The 19753-nt window shown below is 34.3% G+C and carries 16 protein-coding genes; 15 read left to right on the top strand and 1 reads right to left on the bottom strand.

Annotation, left to right across the window (positions count from 1 at the left end):
- Positions 1-99 precede the first annotated feature (99 nt).
- The 12 genes from PKN74_RS06515 to PKN74_RS06460 all read left to right on the top strand — a co-directional run bounded on the left by PKN74_RS06515 (position 100) and on the right by PKN74_RS06460 (position 15281).
- Positions 100-1455: a transglutaminase-like domain-containing protein gene (locus tag PKN74_RS06515; RefSeq protein WP_472309788.1), complete on the top strand. Its 1356-nt coding sequence runs from the start codon at positions 100-102 to the stop codon at positions 1453-1455.
- A 296-nt stretch (positions 1456-1751) separates the two neighbouring features.
- A complete protein-coding gene (locus tag PKN74_RS06510; RefSeq protein ID WP_472309786.1) occupies positions 1752-2489 on the top strand; it encodes a GntR family transcriptional regulator in 738 nt (245 codons plus the stop codon).
- Positions 2490-2494: 5 nt separating this feature from the next.
- Positions 2495-3373: an ROK family protein gene (locus PKN74_RS06505; protein ID WP_472309784.1), complete on the top strand. Its 879-nt coding sequence runs from the start codon at positions 2495-2497 to the stop codon at positions 3371-3373.
- Positions 3370-4131, top strand: coding sequence for a sugar isomerase domain-containing protein (locus PKN74_RS06500; RefSeq protein WP_472309782.1), 762 nt, complete (start codon positions 3370-3372; stop codon positions 4129-4131). The genes PKN74_RS06505 and PKN74_RS06500 overlap by 4 nt, the downstream gene beginning before the upstream one ends.
- Before the next feature lie 613 nt (positions 4132-4744).
- Positions 4745-5992, top strand: a complete 1248-nt coding sequence (locus PKN74_RS06495) for an ABC transporter substrate-binding protein (RefSeq protein ID WP_472309780.1) — start codon at positions 4745-4747, stop codon at positions 5990-5992.
- A 98-nt stretch (positions 5993-6090) separates the two neighbouring features.
- Positions 6091-6963, top strand: a complete 873-nt coding sequence (locus tag PKN74_RS06490) for a carbohydrate ABC transporter permease (protein ID WP_472309778.1) — start codon at positions 6091-6093, stop codon at positions 6961-6963.
- 2 nt (positions 6964-6965) lie between these two features.
- The gene (locus tag PKN74_RS06485; RefSeq protein ID WP_472309776.1) at positions 6966-7811 is read left to right on the top strand and encodes a carbohydrate ABC transporter permease; all 846 of its coding nucleotides are present in this window, start codon (positions 6966-6968) and stop codon (positions 7809-7811) included.
- A 334-nt stretch (positions 7812-8145) separates the two neighbouring features.
- Complete coding sequence (locus PKN74_RS06480) at positions 8146-10299, top strand: beta-galactosidase (RefSeq protein ID WP_472309774.1); 2154 nt, start codon at positions 8146-8148, stop codon at positions 10297-10299.
- A 49-nt stretch (positions 10300-10348) separates the two neighbouring features.
- Complete coding sequence (locus tag PKN74_RS06475; protein WP_472309772.1) at positions 10349-11638, top strand: extracellular solute-binding protein; 1290 nt, start codon at positions 10349-10351, stop codon at positions 11636-11638.
- 20 nt (positions 11639-11658) lie between these two features.
- Positions 11659-12549 carry a carbohydrate ABC transporter permease gene (locus tag PKN74_RS06470; RefSeq protein WP_472309770.1) on the top strand — a complete coding sequence of 297 codons (891 nt, stop codon included), beginning with the start codon at positions 11659-11661 and terminating at the stop codon, positions 12547-12549.
- Positions 12542-13387, top strand: coding sequence for a carbohydrate ABC transporter permease (locus PKN74_RS06465; protein ID WP_472309768.1), 846 nt, complete (start codon positions 12542-12544; stop codon positions 13385-13387). Before PKN74_RS06470 ends, PKN74_RS06465 begins: the two co-directional genes overlap by 8 nt.
- A 31-nt stretch (positions 13388-13418) precedes the next feature.
- The gene (locus tag PKN74_RS06460) at positions 13419-15281 is read left to right on the top strand and encodes a discoidin domain-containing protein (RefSeq protein WP_472309766.1); all 1863 of its coding nucleotides are present in this window, start codon (positions 13419-13421) and stop codon (positions 15279-15281) included.
- 13 nt (positions 15282-15294) lie between these two features.
- On the opposite strand, the gene PKN74_RS06455 is transcribed toward PKN74_RS06460, so the two are convergent.
- Positions 15295-15789 carry a hypothetical protein gene (locus PKN74_RS06455; RefSeq protein WP_472309764.1) on the bottom strand — a complete coding sequence of 165 codons (495 nt, stop codon included), beginning with the start codon at positions 15787-15789 and terminating at the stop codon, positions 15295-15297.
- A gap of 700 nt (positions 15790-16489) precedes the next feature.
- Between PKN74_RS06455 and PKN74_RS06450 the strand changes: the two genes are divergently transcribed.
- The 3 genes from PKN74_RS06450 to PKN74_RS06440 are packed head-to-tail and all read left to right on the top strand — an operon-like array spanning position 16490 to position 19372.
- Positions 16490-17227 carry a class I fructose-bisphosphate aldolase gene (locus PKN74_RS06450; protein ID WP_472309762.1) on the top strand — a complete coding sequence of 246 codons (738 nt, stop codon included), beginning with the start codon at positions 16490-16492 and terminating at the stop codon, positions 17225-17227.
- A 20-nt stretch (positions 17228-17247) separates the two neighbouring features.
- Positions 17248-18858: a metallophosphoesterase gene (locus tag PKN74_RS06445; protein ID WP_472309760.1), complete on the top strand. Its 1611-nt coding sequence runs from the start codon at positions 17248-17250 to the stop codon at positions 18856-18858.
- Between the two features lie 22 nt (positions 18859-18880).
- A complete protein-coding gene (locus PKN74_RS06440) occupies positions 18881-19372 on the top strand; it encodes a molybdopterin-dependent oxidoreductase (protein ID WP_472309758.1) in 492 nt (163 codons plus the stop codon).
- Positions 19373-19753 lie beyond the last annotated feature (381 nt).

Raw genomic sequence — 19753 nt, 5'->3', positions numbered from 1 at the left:
GCAATTCATCCCCCACTTACAGAAGTGGGAGTCTTCTTGCAGGAAAAGGATAAAAGTTAAGAATAGTTAGTGTCTTCAAATTAAAGGAGGCGAAATATTTTGAACGATTTAGATTTTTTGATAGCCGATTTACCTGAAGATGTGAATAATTTAGTAAGTTGTGGAGAATTCGAAAAAGCTAAAAGATTGATTGACATTTACTTAGCTAGAAACATTTCAAATATATTAAAGCAGAGATTGAGCTTTGAAAAGTACAGAATGGATGTTCTTAAAAATGAATACATATATACTTTTGAAGAAGCTTTAGATCTTGCACAGGAAAAAATTGAAGGTTTTACAAGGCAGGAGTTAGAAGATTTGAAAGATCAACGCTATGCAGATTGGATATATATCCAAGGAAAAGTAATGTTCAGCAGTCGATTTTTAGATAATGTTATAAAAGTGCATCCAACAATTAAAGAGCGTTTAAGAATTAAAGAAAAAGAAGATGAAGCGGAAAGAGATTTCTTAGATAATACAGTGCATGAAATTATTGAAAAAGGAAAAAAAGGCTATTTCTTCCATCTTAAAACTGGTATTAAGATAAAAAATGAGCATGTCAGAATTAATGAAACTGTGAGAGTTCACTTGCCTATTCCACAAAAGGCTCAACAGATTACTAATATTAAAATACTCAACACCTCTCATACACCAAAATTTATCTCTCCAGAAACCTATCCCCAACGAACAATATTCTTTGAAGAACAATTTAAAGAAAACAAAAGTTTTACGGTTGAATATTCATACGAAAATCATGTAAAATATGTTAACCCTGATTTTAATAAAGTGCTTAAAAGGCAGCCCAAATTTCATACAAATGAATGGCTACCTCAAATTAACTTTTCTCCGTTCTTGATAGATTTGGCAACAGAAATAGTTAAGGATGAGAAAAATCCTTTACTCAAGGCTAGAAAGATTTATGATTATATAACTCAAAACGTTCAGTATTCTTATGTCAGACCTTATGTTTCAATTGTAAATATTCCAGAATATGCTGCATACAATCTGAAAGGTGATTGCGGGATCCAAGCCCTTTTATTTATAACTTTGTGTAGGATTGTAGGAATTCCTGCCAAATGGCAATCAGGTTTGTACGTAAATCCATATAGCATTGGTCCTCATGATTGGGCACAGTTTTATATTGAACCATATGGATGGTTATTTGCAGATCTTTCATTTGGGGGCAGTGCTTACAGGGCTAAAAATGAAAGAAGATGGAATTTCTATTTTGGTAACCTAGACCCCTTTAGAATGGTTGCTAATTCGGAATTTCACTATGACCTTTTGCCACAAAAGAAATTCTTAAGATCTGATCCATACGATAATCAAGTTGGAGAAGTAGAATATCTAGATAAAGGTTTTTCAAGAAATGAATTCGATGTTATAATGGATATAATAGATGTGCATGAAATTTAGCCTTAATATCTAATTATAATTAATCTTTCCCCTCTTTCTAGAGGGGATTTTTTGTTTTTAGTAATAAATATGCATCTTAAATCAAGACACAAGCTAGCTATTAAAAAACTGAAAATTGGATAAATTATCAAAATATTTAATTACAATGCAACAAAGGTAATTAAAAAGAATTATTGTAATATAAAATGAAATTTCTTGGTTTATCTCAAGAATTGTCATTTGATTTTTAATGGTTTAAATATTATAATCATTATAATGATTAGTATGAATATTATGAAAAGGAGCTTTGAAATGTAATGCAACTGAATGGTAAGTTAAATTATTCTTCTAAAGAGCCTTTATACCACCAATTAAAAGAGATCATTCGAAAGAATATTCTTCTAGGTGTTTTTAAACCAGGTGACAAGATACCAACAGAGGATGAACTTTCTGAAGCTTTCGGGGTCAGTAAGTCGGTAGTCAGACAGGCAGTTGCGCTGCTTGTTCAAGAGGGATTTTTGGTAAAAAGACAAGGGATTGGTACCTTCGTTGTCGATAATCGAATAAAGCAAGGTCCTAGAAAACTTACAAGTTTCTCTGAAGAAATGCAGATGAAAGGCCTTGAACCTAGATCAGTAGTGTTAGAAAAAGGAATTATCGAAGCTAATAAAAAAGTAGCAGAAGCTTTAGCAGTTGAATTTGGTACTCCAGTAATAATGGTTAAAAGGATAAGATATGCACAAGATGAGCCAATAGGTATTCAAACCTTCTATACCTTAGAAAAGCTTGCACCCAACTTCTTTGAAAACTCTCTAACTCGATCCTTATATAACCTGCTTGAAACTAGATATGGTATACATTTTGTTAAGGCAGAAGAAAAGTATTACGCTACGATTTTAGACAATCATGAATGCAAACTTTTGAAAGTAAAACCTCCCTTTGCTGGTTTCATTGTAGAAAGAATTGGTTACGATGTTTCTGACATACCTGTAGAATACACTGAATCGGTTATTAGAGCTGACAAATACTCTGTAGAAATTATTTTGAGGAAGTGAAAGATGTGAAAATATTAACTTTAGATATCGGTGGTACTTTTATTAGATCTGCAATTTGTAACGAAACAGGTATTTTAACAAACAAAACCAAATTCAACACGCCTCAAAGTCCTGACAAAGTTATGGAATTTTGTTTAAAGATATTTGAAAAGTACAACGATATCGACAGTTACGGAATATCAGTCGCTGGAGCAGTTTTAGAGAAAGGTTATGTGTGGCTTCCCAATGCTTTTGGGAGTGACCCATACCCTTTAAAAGCTAAGTTAGAAGAAAAAACTGGTAAAGTAATTGATATCTTAGATGACAGGGCCTCTGGATTAATCGGAGAAACATGGAAAGGCGCAGCAGTAAACTCAAAAAATTCTGCCTATTTCATTATCGGTACCGGCGTAGGTTTAGGTATTCAAGTGGAAGGACAAGTAATCACAGGAACACATGGAGCTGCTGGTTCAATAGGTTGGATACCTATAGGAGAAGAAAATGAATACTCAAACATGGTTGGAACGCTTGAATCAAATATTTCTGGATATTATATGAGTAAAAATTATGAAAAAATATGCAAAAAAAGCGTTAAAGGGGCCTCTGAGATATTTGATGATTATATAAAAGGAGGTGAATGTTCTAGAAAATTTTTATCAACGATTTCTAAACTTTTAGGGAAAAGTTTAGCAACCGTTATTAATTTCTTAGATCCCGAAATAATAATCATGGCAGGAAGTGTTGGGCAAAGATGGGATATCTTTAAATCCAAGGCAGAAGAAACTATGAAAAACTATCTCAATCCAATGATCAAAAAGATAGAAATAGTTCCATCTGTTTTAGGAGAAGATGCACAACTACTAGGAATTGGAAAATACTCATTAGATCAGATGAATAGGAGATGACAAACTTGTTTTTTGAAAAATATTTAGAGGGTATAGAAGGAATAATAAATAACATCAAAAAGGAAAAAGACATTATTGAAAAAGTTAGCAATTTAATGGCAGATTGTATTTACAACGGTGGATTTGTTCATCTTTTTGGTAGCGGACATTCTGTAATACCAACGTTAGATGCCTTTCCAAGATATGGAAGCTTTATTGGAGTAAACGCTCTTACAGATCCTAGACTTATGTGGTTTAGCCCGACAGGACCTGCAAGCGCTCCTGGCCTTCTTATTATAGAAAGAAAAGAAGGATATGTTAAGGATGCATACCTACGATATCAACCAATAAGAAAAGGCGATATCATGATCGTTTATTCTCACGGAGGAGTAAATGCAGCACCTGTTGAAGCTGCATTATATGGGAAAGAAGTAGGTGCAAAGGTTGTAGCGGTTACTTCTTTAGAAAATCAAAAGAGAGCAAATGCAACCCATTCGTCCGGAAAGAAGCTTTCAGATATTGCAGATGTCTTGATAGACAATTGTGTCCCTCATGAAGACGCTATTGTACCGTTAAAAGGTAGAAATGAAAAAGTTGGAGCTACATCGTCAATTGCCACAATTGCTATTACTCAATCATTATTAGTGGAGACTGCAAATATATTAAATAACAAAGGTTATGATTTGAAAATATTTGTATCTCCAAACGTTCCTGGCTTTGGAGTAGAGTATAACATTACTATCTTTGATGAACACAATAGAAGAATAACAAAACATTAGTTAAATGTTTTATTTCCTCTACAAAAAGTAACCACAAAGCTACTTTAGAAATTCTAAAATATAAATTTTATACAGATTTTAGATTTTTAAAAGATCCCTCCTTTGCTCTAACTCTCATTAACTACTAATTTCTTTAATATATTCGGTACTTGTACCGGAAAAGAAGGGAAAGGGCACTGCCCAGTAACCCTTTTAAAATCAAAACCTTTTTGATTATCTTCATCTCTAAAGTTCCTGAAAAGTGTCCATGTGGAATTTAGCTTATCGATATTCCCCCAATAATGCTAATAGTCAGACCTCTATTCTATTCAAAAATTCTTTTTTTTCAAAAAGTTTGTAAAAAGATCAAGAAATAAACTGTAAATAACCGAAAAATTCTAACATCTCATTCATGAAATACTCTTGTTAACTTTGTAAGTATCCTTAAATTTAGAGACATAATTTCAGGAGCAGGGGGGTACAATCTCAATTCATTTCTCGAATTTCTTGGATAATTGTCTTAATCCTGCTCAATGAAGAAACAGAGAAACATATTTGTCACATAAGGAAAATAAGTGTTTTTGTATCTTTGAATTAAGTGTTATTCAATTATTATTATACGAGGAGGATAAATATGAAAAAAACACTGTTTCTCACTTTAATTCTTGTTTTGACATTTTGTTTATCTATGGGGGCTGTAACTTTAAAAATGTTGGTTAGGCCCGACGAAGGTGGAGTTATAGAACTATATACAAAAGAATTTGAAAAACTAACAGGTGTTAAGGTTGTAGTGGACTATATTGGCTGGGATCAGATAAGTATCAAAACAACAACAGCTTTAATGCATAAAGGTGGAGGGTATGACATTATTTTTATACCTTCTGCAGAAAAATCGAGATTCGCTGCAATGGGACAATTTGTCGATTTAAACGAATGGTTCACCGAAGATGAAAAAAACGAATTTTTAAAGAGTTTTGTAGATTATTATTCTCACGAAGGTCAATGGATTGGAGTTCCCTGGTACAGTGGTGGTGCTCATTTTGTGTATAATGAAAAATATTTCCAAGATGCAAATGTGAATCCTGAAGACTTATCCACTTGGCAAGATGTCCTTAATGCAAGTAAGGCAATTGTCGAAAAAAGTAATGCCGAATACGCCTTTACACCAAGTTGCAAATATCCTGGTAATTACTATTATAATTATGGAACAATTCTGTTAGCAATGGGAGGTCAGTTTTTCGACGAAAATCTTAACCCAGTATTCAACACTGGAATTGGTGTAGAAGCCTTGGAACTCTTGGTTGAGGGAGTTAATCAAGGAGTATTTAACCCAGCAGGAGTTTCTCTTGATGATTACGAAACCTTGAAGATTTTTCAAGCAGGAAAAAGTGCTTTTATGATAAATTCCACCTGGTCTGCTAATCAAGCAATGCTGCCCGAAGCTTCGACAGTTGCAGATTATGCTAAAGTTAGAATGATTCCTGGAGGAAAAAATTCTGAAACAGGCGGTCTTATTTATGGAGGAGCTTTTGGTATAACGAAAGCCTCACAGTATAAAGAAGAAGCCGTTGAGCTTGTAAAACTTCTCACCGGTACAGAAGCTCAAATGATGCATGCTATATCGGGATTTAACCTTCCAACTAGAAATAGCTTATTCGAAGGTTCAAGGTTAGAAGCTATAAATAAAGCGTGGCCGGTTTATGGTGAATTGGTTGCTCAAGTTGAAGTAGGTAGTTTTGGACCCGATGTAGTATGGTTAGATCCTTTCAGAAGAGCACTAGCTACAGCCGTACAAGATGCCATTTCAGGCAAAAAAACTGCTAAAGAAGCTCTAGATTGGGCAGCTAGACAGGCTATTGATATTAAATCTCAGTATGAATGAAATTGAGCAATCCGGTGCATATTTTTGATGAACTCTTGAGCACTGGTAACCGGCAGAGTTTTCTCTGCTGGTTATTTTAAAAGGAGAGATAAGCATAGATGAAAAACCTTTCCAGAAAAAATCTAATAACCTTGTTGTTACCAAGTTTTCTCTTTATAATTTTTGTATTTGCGGTACCAATTTTTTATAGTATTTTCATTAGCCTTCATCATTATAATATTCTACTTCCTTACCATCCTTTTGTAGGCTTCAAAAATTATATAAAATTATTTCAAGACAGTGTTTTTTGGTCTTCATTGAAAATTACTCTTTATTTCGTTGTTGTAGCTGTAACAATTGAGCTAAGTCTAGCAATGTTGATAGCCCTTCTATTAAATCAGGATTTCAAAGGTAGGGAATTTTTGCGCGTGATTCTTATGGTACCATGGGCAGTTCCCTGGGTTGTGAATGGCATTATGTGGAAATGGATATTTAACAGTGAGTTTGGTGTTCTTAATAAGTTACTACTTCAAATAGGCATCATTGAGAAGAATATCAAATGGTTAGGGAAACCTTTCCTGGCGCTAAATATGATGATTTTTGCTGATGTTTGGAAAGAGACACCTTTTATCGCTATTTTGCTTTTAGCCGGGTTGCAGGCAATTCCTATAGACTACTACGAAGCTGCTGAAATAGAAGGTGCAAATAGTTGGGTGAAATTTTGTCGTATCACTCTTCCTCTCTTGAAACCTGTCACCTTTGTTGCTTTATCTCTAAGAACTATCTGGGCTTTTAAAAGTTTTGATCTTGTCTACGCACTAACTCAAGGAGGACCTTCGCAGGGAACGAATCTCTTAAATTTTTATATTTATCAAACAACATTTAGTCATCTAGATTTTGGATATGGTGCAACTCTTTCTCTTGTTCTAACTATCATTATATTAGTTATAACTTTATTATTCTATAAATTTATTCTTACAGAGGAGGAATGACCTTGATCAGAAAACGTAAGAAAAACACACTTTTCAAAGTACTAATTTATCTTTCTGCGGTGGTTTTAACTTTATATATTTTGGGGCCATTCCTTTGGATGTTTATCTCAAGTATTTCTCCAGAGATTGAATTAATAAGCGGTTCTCGTAAATGGTTTCCTTCTAATCCCACCTTAAAAAGATATGAAGCGCTCATAAATAAAGTAGAAGGAGCAAGATTTAGAACAGCTTTTTTTAACAGTCTCATAGTTGCGACAATTTCTACAATCTTGACGATGTTTTTTGGAACTCTCGCAGCTTATTGTTATGCAAGATTTAAGTTTAAAGGCAAAAAATCGATGGTCCTCGGTATTTTATTTACCCAGATGCTTCCTGGGGCAGCTATCGTGATTCCCATTTATCTTTTTATGAGCTCTTTGAATCTTCTTGACACTAAGGTTGGCCTGATTCTTGTTTACACAGGTTTTATAATGCCTGTTGCAATTTGGATACTAAAAAACTATTTTATAAGTATTCCTCAAGAAATAGAAGAAGCTGCCATAATAGATGGGGCAACAACTTTTCAAATCTTGTTTAGAATTATTATTCCGCTAGTTACGCCGGCTCTTTTTGCTACAGGTCTATATTCTTTTATTACAACCTGGAATGAATTCTTTTTCGCGTTGATATTAACAGGATCAAATTCTAAAACAATTCCTGTAGCAATTACCGAGTTCAGTACCCAGGGAGGAGTCGATTATGGAATGATGTGTACCGCTGGAGTGATAGGCTCAATAATTCCATTAGTAATTGCTATAATTTTTAAAGATTACCTTGTAAGCGGATTGACTGCAGGCTGGGCTAAGTAACTACATGCTTTAAATATATTAAATAACAAAGGTTATGATTTGAAAATATTTGTATCTCCAAATGTTCCTGGCTTTGGAGTAGAGTATAACATTACTATCTTTGATGAACACAATAGAAGAATAATAAAACATTAGAAAAAAGTCTATTTAAGAGGGTTAAAGGGCGGCAGCCCCCCTTTTTCTTTCAGTACAAATAGTGAGACCTGGGAGATACGCTCAAGTAGGACGGTTGTGAAAGATGAAGATTTTCTTTCAAAAATATAATTATAAAACATTGATAAAATAAGTTTTTTGTAACCTTTAAAATAACTAATAAATGTTGAGGAGGATTAAAATGGATTTTTTACCTGTCTCAGTTTGGTATGGACCTGAACGATCACGCGCACCTATGGTGACCAAAATTCATAATGTAAAAAAAGTTAAAGAAGATATTATCCAGATAAAAGAACTTGGATTTAACTCAATTCGTTTCTGGTATGACTGGTTAGCAGGTGAACCAAAACCAAATGAATGGGACTTTGAAACAATTGAAACCCTACTTTCTATTACAGATGAATTAGGACTTAAAGCATTGGTACAGGTATATACTGATTCTGCTCCAAGTTGGGTTGCAACAGAGTATCCCGATTCGTTATTTGTTGATAGATCGGGTTTGAAGATTGAAACTCAAGCTTCTCCAGGTGTTTGTAGTGACCATCCTTTTGTAAAAAGACATATATCCCAATTTCTTGAGAATTTAGCAAAAGTGGTTTCAAGGCATCCGTCCTTTCATGCTTGGGATATTTGGTCGGAACCCCACATTGTTCAATGGTCTTGGATTGACTATATGAAAGATCCTTGGTTTTGTTACTGTGAAAATACTCAAAAGAAGTTCAAGGAATGGTTGAAAAACAAGTACAAGGATATAGAGAAATTGAATGAAGCTTGGTACCGGAAACATAGAAATTGGTATGAAGTTGTTCCACCAAGATACACCTCATTATCTACCTTCTCAGACCTTCTCGATTGGATATCCTTCAACATCGAAAAAATCGCTCAAGATTTAGAATGGAAGGTTAAAACCATAAAAAACGTCGATAAACAACATATCGTTTCTAGTCATGCCGCTATATCAAGTGTGTATAGTCTTCCAGGAATTGGTTATGGTTCTTCAGATGATTGGAAATTAGCAGAAAAAGTTGATGTTTGGGGCACTTCTTTTTATCCTAAACATACTGGTTCATGGATGCCTCTAAAACCTCATCACATGGGGGTTGCTTTGGATGCAACTAGAAGTTCAGCAGATAGTAGAAATAAACACTTTTTGATAGGTGAACTTCAAACAGGACTAGGCGTTACTGGTTTAGATTTTGGAGTCCCTGTAACTGAAGAAGATCTTGAAAGATGGGCTTGGCTGGCTATTTCACGTAAAGCAAAAGGATTAAACTACTACGCATGGTTTCAAATGAGTGTTGGCTTTGAAGTTTCAGGTTTTGGACTTACTGAGCCTGATGGGTCTATAAACGAGAAGGCAAAGGCTGCAGGCACAGTTTCAAAGATAGTTACCGAACACATGAATGAATTTCTTGAATCTGAGCCACTTCCAGCTCAAGCTGCAATTATATACAGTATTGATAGCTATAAGATGATAGCTGCGTTAAGGGGAAGATCTGCCGATATTATTAGGCAAGATATGTTTGGCATGTACAAAGCAATGATGAAAGAAAATATAAACGTTGATTTTATTCATATCGATGATCTGCTAAAAAAAGACCTTAAGAAATATAAGATTATCTTTGCGCCTTTCCTTATCGCGTTATCTGATGAATGTGGGAAAGTTATAAAAGATTATGTAGAGAACGGAGGAACACTTGTTGCAGATGGAAGAGGTCCTTGGGTTAACGAAAAAGGAGAACTTGCATTAAAAATACCAGGTTCAGGATTAAACGAGGTTTTTGGATGTGTTGAAATATCAACAAGTAACATAAAAGAACCCATGAATCTAAAGTCAGATGCACTAGACATAACAGCTACCGATTATTTATGTTTCTTTGAACCATCTAGTGCTAACGTGTTACTTAGTTATAATGACAAAGCGGTTGCTCTTGAAAATTCTTTTGGTTCAGGAAAGGCATATATCATAGGAACAGTTATTGGAAAAGCCTACGAACATACTAGGTATGAAGGAAATATCGAATTCTTATCAAAAATAGCAAAACAAGCAGGAGTAGTTTCACCTTTTAGTGTAGAAGTGACTGGCGTAAGTGAAGATGACATCGAAGCTCGACTATCGACTTTTAATAACGGATATTTTTGCTTTGTCTTTAATCATGGGGAAAAAGATGTAGACGTAAAATTATCTTTCAAAAACAACGATTTTGGAAACATTAAAAAAATTACAGATTTAAAATCAAAACAAGTTGTTCATTTTTCTCATAATAACCAAATAACTTCTCTCTCATTAACATTAGATGCTCAAGAAACGAAAGTTTTATTAATAGAAAAGTAATCTTGGGTTCATGCATCTGGTTTCAAAATAAATTGAGGAGGTTAGCGGTATGAAAAGATGTATTTTAACGATTTTGTTGGTGGCCCTTTTGGTTAGTAGTATGGCGTTTGCTAAAACAAAACTCACCTTTGCAGTACATTGGAGTGATTATCAAGTTGAAGGAATAAAAGACAAAGAAGGAAATGTGGTTACAAAAGGTTTAAGACAATACGTCGAAGAGTATATGGCATCTAATCCTGATATAGAAATTGAAATACAAATGGTTCCTTTTGGCGAATATCTAACTAGAATCTTGGTTGGAAGGTTGGCAGGAGCAGCATCTGATATTTATGTTCTATATTCACTTTGGGGAGTTCAACTTGTTGAATCAGGAGTTTTAGATAAAGTACCAAAAGAGGTAGCTACTGCCATAAAAAATGACTTTGTTGAGGCTGCTGTAGGCGGAGCAACAATAAATGGGGAAATCAGAGGAATACCAACAGAGGTTGCAAACTATGCCTTAGTTTACAACAAGAAGATCTTAAAAGCTGGAGGGTATGATGAGCCTCCAAAGACTTGGGACGAGTTAATAGACATGGCCTCCAAATTAACAATAAAGAAAGAAGACGGCACAGTACAACAATATGGATATGTTTACGACACAAGTTCTAACTCAGGTACAGTCCATCCTTATCTTGCAAGATTATACAGCTTAGGTGGTCAGTTATTTTCAAACGATAATAAAAAGTGTTTGCTAGACAGTAAAGAGGCTATCCAAGCTTTAGACGCTGAAATAGAAATTTTCAGAAGAGGTGGAACTGATTCAGCAGCCACACATGGGGATTTTCAAAATGGCAGAGCAGCTATGGTAATTCTTGCTCCATGGTGGGAAAGCAGTTTAAAGATTGCTTTTGGTGATCAATATGAAGAAACAATCGGTGTTGCACCTATTCCACCAATGAAAGATCCAAAATCAGTTAGTTATACATGGTTTGTTGGCGTAGACGCACTTTCTAAGAATAAAAAGGAAGCTTGGAAATTTCTTGAATGGTTTTGCATTGAGCCTCTACCAAACGGGGCAACAAGAATGGGAGAATTCTTAGCAAACAACATCGGTGCTATTCCTTCACGTAAAGCTGATCTTGATGCCTTCCCAGATAAACTTAACGATCTTTACACATCTGTTTATGTACAAGAACTAGCAAACACAGTTCCAGAACCAAACGTAGCCCAAGGAGAAGAAATCAAAAATATCATCTGGAGAGAAATAATAGAGGCTAGACATCAGAGAAAAACACCAGAAAAAGCTTTATCAGACGCTAAAAGGCAGATAGACGAAATTCTAAGCGAATTCTATTGATAAGGAAGTGAATCCTCAAAATGTCTAAAGTCGGTCGTAAAAGGGCGAGAGCGGGATATGGTTTCATATCCCCCTCCCTTATCTTTTATTCAATTTTCTTTATTTTCCCTGTAGTTTTTTCGTTAATTGCATCTTTTAAGAGATGGAATGGATTAATTCCTCTTTTTTCAGCTGCCTGGGTGGGATTGGAAAATTACAAGTGGTTGTTTGGAAGTGATCTGTTTGTTAGTTCTGTTATTAATACCGTTGTTTATTCTGTAGTAACAGTAGTAGTTGGAATATTTATTTCACTAATTTTGGCAGTCTTGATAAACGGAAGTAAATTAAGTGGTTTTTGGAGATTACTATTTTTTCTTCCTACAGTTACACCTGCTGTTGCTATAGGGACGATTTGGGGATATTTGTACCGGGCAAACAATGGGTTGATAAACCAAATCTTAGGATGGTTTGGTATAAAACCTATAAGATGGTTAACGGACCCAAAAACCGCCTTACTATCTATAATGATCACAGCGATTTGGGCAGGAATTGGTATGCAAATCCTTATAATCACAGCTAGTTTACAAAATATTCCACAAGATTACTATGACGCAGCAAAAATAGATGGTGCAGGTTCTTTTAGAATTTTTTGGAGTATAACTTTACCGCTTTTAAGACCAATTTTACTTTTTTTGACAGCTACAGGTATGATAGGAGCTTGGCAAGTATTTGATTTACCATATATTATGGGAACGAACGCCCCAGCTAAAAGCATTATGACTGTGTCTTGGTATGTATATGAAACAGCTTTTCAATCTCTAAGAATGGGCAGGGCATCTGCAGGTGCATTTATCCTGTTTTGTATAATATTTGTTGCTAATATTCTGGTCTTAAGGGCGTTTAAAAAAGGAGGAATCGAAGGTTATGAATAGTAAAAGTAAAAGATTTATAAAAGAATTTTTCAGATATTTAATTATAATCTTTGCTGCATTTTGGATGGTTTTACCATTTTTTTGGATGGTTTCTGCCTCTCTAATGACTCCACAAGAAATAACCTCAATTCCGCCAAAATGGATTCCAGAAAAACCTCAATGGCATAATTATATCGATGTATTAGAAAGGGTTCCTATTGGAAAGTATTATCTAAATAGTCTTTTAGTTGCAGGAACAGCTACTTTAGGTGTGATTTTAACAAGTTCCCTTGCAGGATATGCTTTTGCTAAATTGAATTTTCCCGGTAAAAAACCTGTGTTTCAATTTATTCTTGTGACAATGATGTTCCCAGTCTTTATCTTTCTTATTCCAAACTTTTTTCTTATGAAAACTTTTGGGATGTTAACAAATCATCTATCTCTTATTGTTCCTTTTTTGGTCAGTGGTTATGGCATATTTTTATTGAGACAGTTCATTATGAGCATTCCTGATGAACTTTTGGATTCTGCTAGGATAGATGGAGCGAGTGAGTTCAAGATCTATAGGTCTATTATTTTGCCTAACATAAAACCAGGACTATCCGCATTAGCAATTACTACCTTTATCGGACAATGGAACAACTTTTTATGGCCTATGATAATATCGTCTTTTTCACCTAATTTAATGACGGTTCCTGTTGGGATTCAAAGATTGTCATTAGCGTTTGCCTCCGCTGAAACTCAGCATTTGGTGTTAGCGGGACTTGTCTACCAAGTTGTTCCAATGCTTATAGTTTTCGTTTATTTTCAGAAAAATTTTATAAAAGGTTTCGTAGTGAGCGGTTTTGGTAATATTTAGAATGTCCAACAGTTTAAGGGGGTTGGCTTTTATGAAAAAGGGTATTTATTTGACTTTTCTCTTTTTGTTATCTATTAATCTTACTTTCTCTTCTTCTGGGGATGTCCCTCATGATCAACTATCAGTAAAAGTATTTACCGATAAACATATTTCTGAAATCAATGAAAGGATTTTTGGTATACATTTACCAGCTTGGAATGAAACATTAGTAAGCCAAGGTATATTTAATTCTAGAATAGCGAATAATATGAAAGATGCAGGTATTTGTTATCTTGTTTATCCAGGGGGAAATTTTGGTTATGATTTTGTATGGAACAATCTTCACTCAAAAAACGAATTGAGTTCTGATGACTTGCTTAATATTGCAGAAGATATAGGAGCATATATCAAAATATCTTTGAATCCGAATGAGTCGCCATCTTTGGCAGCTCAATGGATAAGGTATCTTAATTTCGAATTGAATGCAGACGTTAAATATTGGGAGGTAGCAGATGAGCCATATTTGACTATGAATGTTGATCAGTTTATTGATAAGATGAAGACATTTGTGCCTGTTATGAAAGAAGTAGATCCTTCAATAAAAATTGTGGCAAATGTTTCTGTAGACAACGAAAATTATACAAAGAAAGTAATAAGAGAAATTGGAGATTTAATAGACGTTTATTCTATACATTTTTTTCCTCTACCACCTTCAAAAGCGGTGTATTCAAACTCTCCATACGATAAAAACAACAAAGATTCTTTTTATGCAGATCTTCTTAATTCCACTCAAAAATTGCCAAAGCAGATAGCAACTTTAAGACAATGGGTAGAAGAAGTATATCCCTACAAAGATGTAGAATATCAAATAGGTTCTTTTGCGCCTGTTTGGTGGGGACCAGAAGACTGGACAGTTAATTCTTTACCTGCTGGTTTATGGGTTGCTGATATGCTTGGTACATTTGCAAAAGAAAATCTAAGCGGCGCAGCATTTTGGGCTCTTATGAATCCATATCCTCCTCAACAAGGTGATTTTGGTATGTTTAGTCCAAACATGCAGCCATATGTAAGTTTCTATCCCTATGTACTTTTTAACAAGCATTTTGGAGAAATATTAGTTGAAAATACATGCAACCAACAAGATTTGAGCATATACACAAGTATAAGTAAAGATGAGAAGAATTTGTATATCTTGATTATTAACAAGTCGGCAGATAAGAGTTTTAATATTGATTTTGACTTAGGTAATTTCACTACAAGAGAAGATGGAGCCGCATGGATTCTTGATGGACCAGTAAATGCAGACAATCCCACAGATTATGGTTTAAGAAAAGAAGGGTTGTGCAACGAACACAGTAATTTTGAATATGTCGCAAAACCATACTCAATAATTGCTTTGGAAATACCCTCAAAAGATAGTAACTTAGATATAACTGAATCACCAAACCTTGCTTTGAATAAATCAGCTTGTGCATCTTCAATAGCCCTTAATACTGATACAAAATATTGTAAAACATATGACTATATTCCTGATATGGCTATTGATGGAGATCCAAATACCAGGTGGGCTTCAAAAATCTTTAAGAAAGATTTAGAAAGCTTTACCTTAGATTTGGGACAATCGATGACGTTTAACCAGATTATAATTAAATGGGAATATTGGGCTACAAGATATGCTATTGAAGCGTCAGTAGATGGAAATAATTGGGATAAGATAGCAGATCAAGAAAATGCGATAAAGGAAAAAAATCCTCCACAGCCCGTAGATGTAATAAATCTTGATAATTCAATAAAGGCACGATACATCCGCATTAATATGTATGAAAGACCAAAAGACTCAGGGGCAAAAGCGGGATGTTCACAGTGGACGCCAGATGCTTTTTCTATTTGGGAATTAGGTGTGTTCTTGAGATGAACAACCACGACTCCTAGGAGTCGTGGTTGTTCCCTTTTTTAAAAAAACTCAATCGTAGTTCTTGTATCTCTTCGTCATGTTTATCAAATATGCCTGATAATTCTTCTATTTCATTCATATCTTTATCAAATATTGTTAAATAACAGTTACCTTCTTTTTCCTCACTAAATACTGATGGGAACAACAATTTATCTTCCTCTTCTCCCACAAAAACATCTGAGATTAGAGAATAAAATCCGATATTGATTATGTTTGGTAACTCTTTTAAAAAACGAAAAAAGGATAGTGCTTCTTCTTCATTTAAAAAAACTAAAGTGAAATTAATAGGTATAATTTCCACCGATTCATCAAATTCAAAAAAATACTCTCTAAACTCTTCATATAACTCGTAATCAAAGCCTTTTAGTTGTTCTAAAAAGTCATTTTTAGTATTTTTATCAAATTTAACCCAAAGAATTAGATGCGGGACAATACGCCCATCGAAAATCATGTCTTTGTTTTTTTTCACAAAATCCTTCGCAACAGCGTGAAACAAAGGATATTTTGCGATTTTAAACACCTTCTTTCGTTATTTTTTAATTATATTTCCAACTTTGGTTATAACGCTTTTTAAAGATTATAGAATTTCTTGGCTTTTATTCGATGGAATCTCACGATAAAATCTTAATTTTCTCGTTAATTGGGCCAAGATTTCATTTTTTTTCGATGTCTTAATTCATTAAATTAAACTTCTTAAATATTCTTTAGCTCTTTTTCATGATAACACATTGTTATGTCTAATTTTTACATAGTTTCCCTATTCTTCTTTATATTAAACATTAAAATAAAGATTTTTTTTATCACATAACAATCTCAAATTTAATGTTATTTATACAACATATTAACTTCTACGAAACAAAAGAATGATACGATAATTATAATTAACAAATGTTCAGAACAAATGTTCAATTTAAACCTAAGATTTTTCTGAATTCAGTTTTTATTAAGTAGTTGCTGGGTAGAAGCTCCATTTTTTCTTTCTCTTAAAAGATCTGTCGTTTTTAAAAGTCAGAAATTTATACTATAGGCAATAAAATAAACTTTGAAGAAACGAAGATTTCCAAAAAATAAATTTCTTAAAGGTAAAAGGGCAAAGCCCTTCCCCCTATAAAAAGTAAGTCTTAGAATTTCTAAAGTTGTATTAGATTATAAAATTAAGGAGGAAAGTTATGTCTGGAAAAGTCATAAGAACGAATAGAATATTTAAAGCTGATGGTAAAACTGTCATTGTTGCTTTAGATCATGGTCAATTTCAAGGACCTATTGAAGGTATTACCGATATACAAACCACTTTAAAAAACGTTAAAGAAGGGCAAGCTGATGCAGTAATACTTAACCCAGGGGTAATTCAAGATAATGCCTATATATTAGGTGGTAACTTAGCAGTTTTATGCCGAATTACAGGTGCTTCAACTAATTATTCACCTTCTTTTGATTATCATCGACTTATTTCAAGCGTTAAATATGCGATTTCTTTAGGTGCTGATGGTGTTGTAGTTATGGGATTTATTGGAGGCCCAGGTGAAAATCAGTCGTTGGAAATTCTAGGAAGAGTTGCTGAAGAATGTTCAATATTTGGCGTCCCTCTCATAGCTGAAATGCTCCCTCAGTCACCAGATCATTTTACCGATCCAAAATTTATTTCGTTGGGGGTTAGAGTAGCCTATGAGTTAGGCGCAGACATTGTGAAAGTATATTATACCGGTAAAGACTCATTTTCTCAAGTAATTAAATCAGCTAAAATTCCCATTGTTATTGCAGGGGGACCAAAAGGAACAGACTCACTTGAAATAGCTAAAGAAGCAATTGAACTTGGAGCTAAAGGGGTTGCTTTCGGTAGAAATGTATTCCAAGCGGAAGATCAGACAGATTATGTAAGAAAGCTTGTAGAAGTGGTACATAATTAACTTTTTGGGGGGTGAATCCTATGAAAAAAAGTTTTTTTGTAATTTTAATCTGCTTGATCATGTCTGTATTAACTATTGCTCAAAATCTTTCAACTAAAGGACATGTTTATGTTAGTCTTGATGAGAAGCTTGTACCCTTCACAGAAACCTTCGTTTCGAATGGTTCTACTTTCGTGAAAGTAGATGCAAATGGGTATTATAGCATCCCACAATCAGAGGATGGTTTTGTTTTTGTTGTAGTTCCAGAAGGATTTAGGTGTAGTGAATGGTATGTAAGAGATAAAGAAGAGCACAATTTTATACTCGAATCTTATGAGGAGATAGGTGTTTTTGCGGTTGTAAGTGATATTCATTATGCTGATAATCCTGACGATTTTTCAGTTGCCTTACCAGATAGAGAAATGTTCGATGATCCAGATTACTATATGGAAAAATTGAAAGAAATGTTAACGTACATATCTCCAGACTTCATTATTTGTAATGGTGATATGATTGCCGACACTCCCAATGTCGATAGTGAGATAGCTTACAGATGGGCAAACAGAGTGAAAGAGTATTTAGATATTCCAGACATTCCAACATTTTATGTCGTCGGTAATCATGAAATTGAAAAAAGTAAGGATGATCCGATCGAGATATTTCATGATATGTTTGGACCCGATTATTACTCGTTTGACTATCTGGGAAAACATTTAATAATTCTTAACACCCACAATGTAGTCGAAAAATCCTTGATTTATGAAATTGATTCTCTACAACTTGACTGGCTAAGCCAAGATGTTGAAACAGTCTCTAAAGAAAAGCCCTTAATAGTTTTCTCCCATGAACCTTTTTTTTCTTTCTCGAGGTCTAATAACGCAGAACAACTTGTTCAAATTCTTTCCGATAACTTCTGCCAACACATTTCAGGTCACTGGCATACAACAAGAGAATTTTTTAAAGAGCCGTTTTTGGAACTAACATGTGGAGCTGTTTGTGGGGCTTGGTGGGAAGGACCTTCTGCGTATGGGGATGAGTATGGTTTCACATTATTTGAAATACAAAGAGGCATGTTAAACTACGCTTATATTAAAATCGATGAATCCCCTTCAGTTTGGTTTGATATTAAAAACAAAAAGGTGCCTTTATCAGGTATGGAATATATAAGGATCACTGTTTTTCCTAAAACTTCCGAAAATATCTCTGTACTTCTAAATGGTCAATCGTACCCCTGCGATGTAATCTCACGTCAAATGAAATACTGGACTGAATTCTTCTTTTCCATTAATTTTGCTGCTTGTCCAGATGGATTCAATGAAATAGGAATAAAAATAGGAGACGAAGTATTCAGCAAAAAAGTTTATGTAAAAAATAATCCCATCGATATGAAAACAGTAAAGAGAAATTCTCAAGTCTTTGTCGGCTTGGACGTTTTGTTAAGTAACTGTCTAAATACAGGTCAATTTGGAAAAACTTATATGTTTAATGACGGTTCAGATACATTTATGGCCTCGCTAGAAAGAAGAGTGATTTTGCCTTTTGAAATAACAAGAAACGAAAAGTATTCAATTTTTGGAACCTTTAGAGACAGCGAAGTGGTTGCAGATCCTGTGCGAATAATAGTGGGCGAAGGTATCGTCCACGAAAAATAAAATAAGAAGGAGGTTTTAGTTTATGAAGAAAGCCGTTTTTTGTTTAATTGCTTTACTATTTGTTACGGGCATCGTCCTAGCAGATTCAGTAGCTCTGACAGTAAAAGGAGTTATAGCCCTTAGGGATGAAAAGGGAGAGTATGCTTTCACAATGGAGGAACTGGAGGCACTTCCACAAACTACTTATTTTGTTACCGATCCCTACCTTGGAGATAAAACCTATCGGGGTGTAGCTGTTTCCGAAATACTCAAATTTGTTGGAGTACCTGCAAACACCAAAAATGTTGTAATTGTTGCTTCAGATGGAATGGAATTCTCACTAGAATATTTGGATGTAATCGAATATCCAATTATTTTGGCTTATGCCACTGTATCTAATGAAAAAGTAAGGGCAATTCCAGCAAGCCAAGGAGGACCAATTAAGTTAGTTTTCCCGATCGAAGAACATCCAGATCTTCTTGAGAAATATCCTGAATGGTCTTGGTGGGTTGTTGAAATAAGGGTAGAAATGTAATACACAATTAGGCGGAAGTTTCTCACTTTAGGAATTCAAAAAAATTCATGAGTTGAAGGATTTTGAAGAGAAAAAAGTAGAGGTTTAAGAACGATTCTTGTGGGTAGAAGTAGGGAAATAAATTAACTCTTTGTTATTTAACCTAACTTAATAAAACTTTAATCAGGGACCAAAAAAATTCTCTCTTCTACCCACTTTCGATTATCAGAAGTACTTTAAAAAGCAAACTTTAGATTTTTTTAAGAGTACAGAGTATTTTTAGCTAAGAAGGAAAGAAAGAAAAATTCTTTCCTATTCTTAAAAAAAGAAAAGAGAGGCGTGTTAATGATGAAAGCAGCTGTATATAAGGGAATAGGGCACATGGAGATCGAAGAAATTGAT

Origin of the sequence: Defluviitoga sp. (assembly GCF_035349255.1) — a bacterium.
GTDB lineage: Bacteria > Thermotogota > Thermotogae > Petrotogales > Petrotogaceae > Defluviitoga.
The sequence above is the reverse complement of the archived record's forward strand: the minus strand, read 5'-3'. Positions and strand labels throughout refer to the sequence as shown.

Coding starts and splice junctions, on each gene's coding strand:
- PKN74_RS06510 (WP_472309786.1), top strand. CDS start 1,752: ATGCAACTGAATGGTAAGTTAAATTATTCTTCTAAAGAGCCTTTATAC.
- PKN74_RS06500 (WP_472309782.1), top strand. CDS start 3,370: ATGACAAACTTGTTTTTTGAAAAATATTTAGAGGGTATAGAAGGAATA.
- PKN74_RS06445 (WP_472309760.1), top strand. CDS start 17,248: ATGAAAAAAAGTTTTTTTGTAATTTTAATCTGCTTGATCATGTCTGTA.
- PKN74_RS06465 (WP_472309768.1), top strand. CDS start 12,542: ATGAATAGTAAAAGTAAAAGATTTATAAAAGAATTTTTCAGATATTTA.
- PKN74_RS06495 (WP_472309780.1), top strand. CDS start 4,745: ATGAAAAAAACACTGTTTCTCACTTTAATTCTTGTTTTGACATTTTGT.
- PKN74_RS06470 (WP_472309770.1), top strand. CDS start 11,659: ATGTCTAAAGTCGGTCGTAAAAGGGCGAGAGCGGGATATGGTTTCATA.
- PKN74_RS06490 (WP_472309778.1), top strand. CDS start 6,091: ATGAAAAACCTTTCCAGAAAAAATCTAATAACCTTGTTGTTACCAAGT.
- PKN74_RS06460 (WP_472309766.1), top strand. CDS start 13,419: ATGAAAAAGGGTATTTATTTGACTTTTCTCTTTTTGTTATCTATTAAT.
- PKN74_RS06475 (WP_472309772.1), top strand. CDS start 10,349: ATGAAAAGATGTATTTTAACGATTTTGTTGGTGGCCCTTTTGGTTAGT.
- PKN74_RS06450 (WP_472309762.1), top strand. CDS start 16,490: ATGTCTGGAAAAGTCATAAGAACGAATAGAATATTTAAAGCTGATGGT.
- PKN74_RS06480 (WP_472309774.1), top strand. CDS start 8,146: ATGGATTTTTTACCTGTCTCAGTTTGGTATGGACCTGAACGATCACGC.
- PKN74_RS06440 (WP_472309758.1), top strand. CDS start 18,881: ATGAAGAAAGCCGTTTTTTGTTTAATTGCTTTACTATTTGTTACGGGC.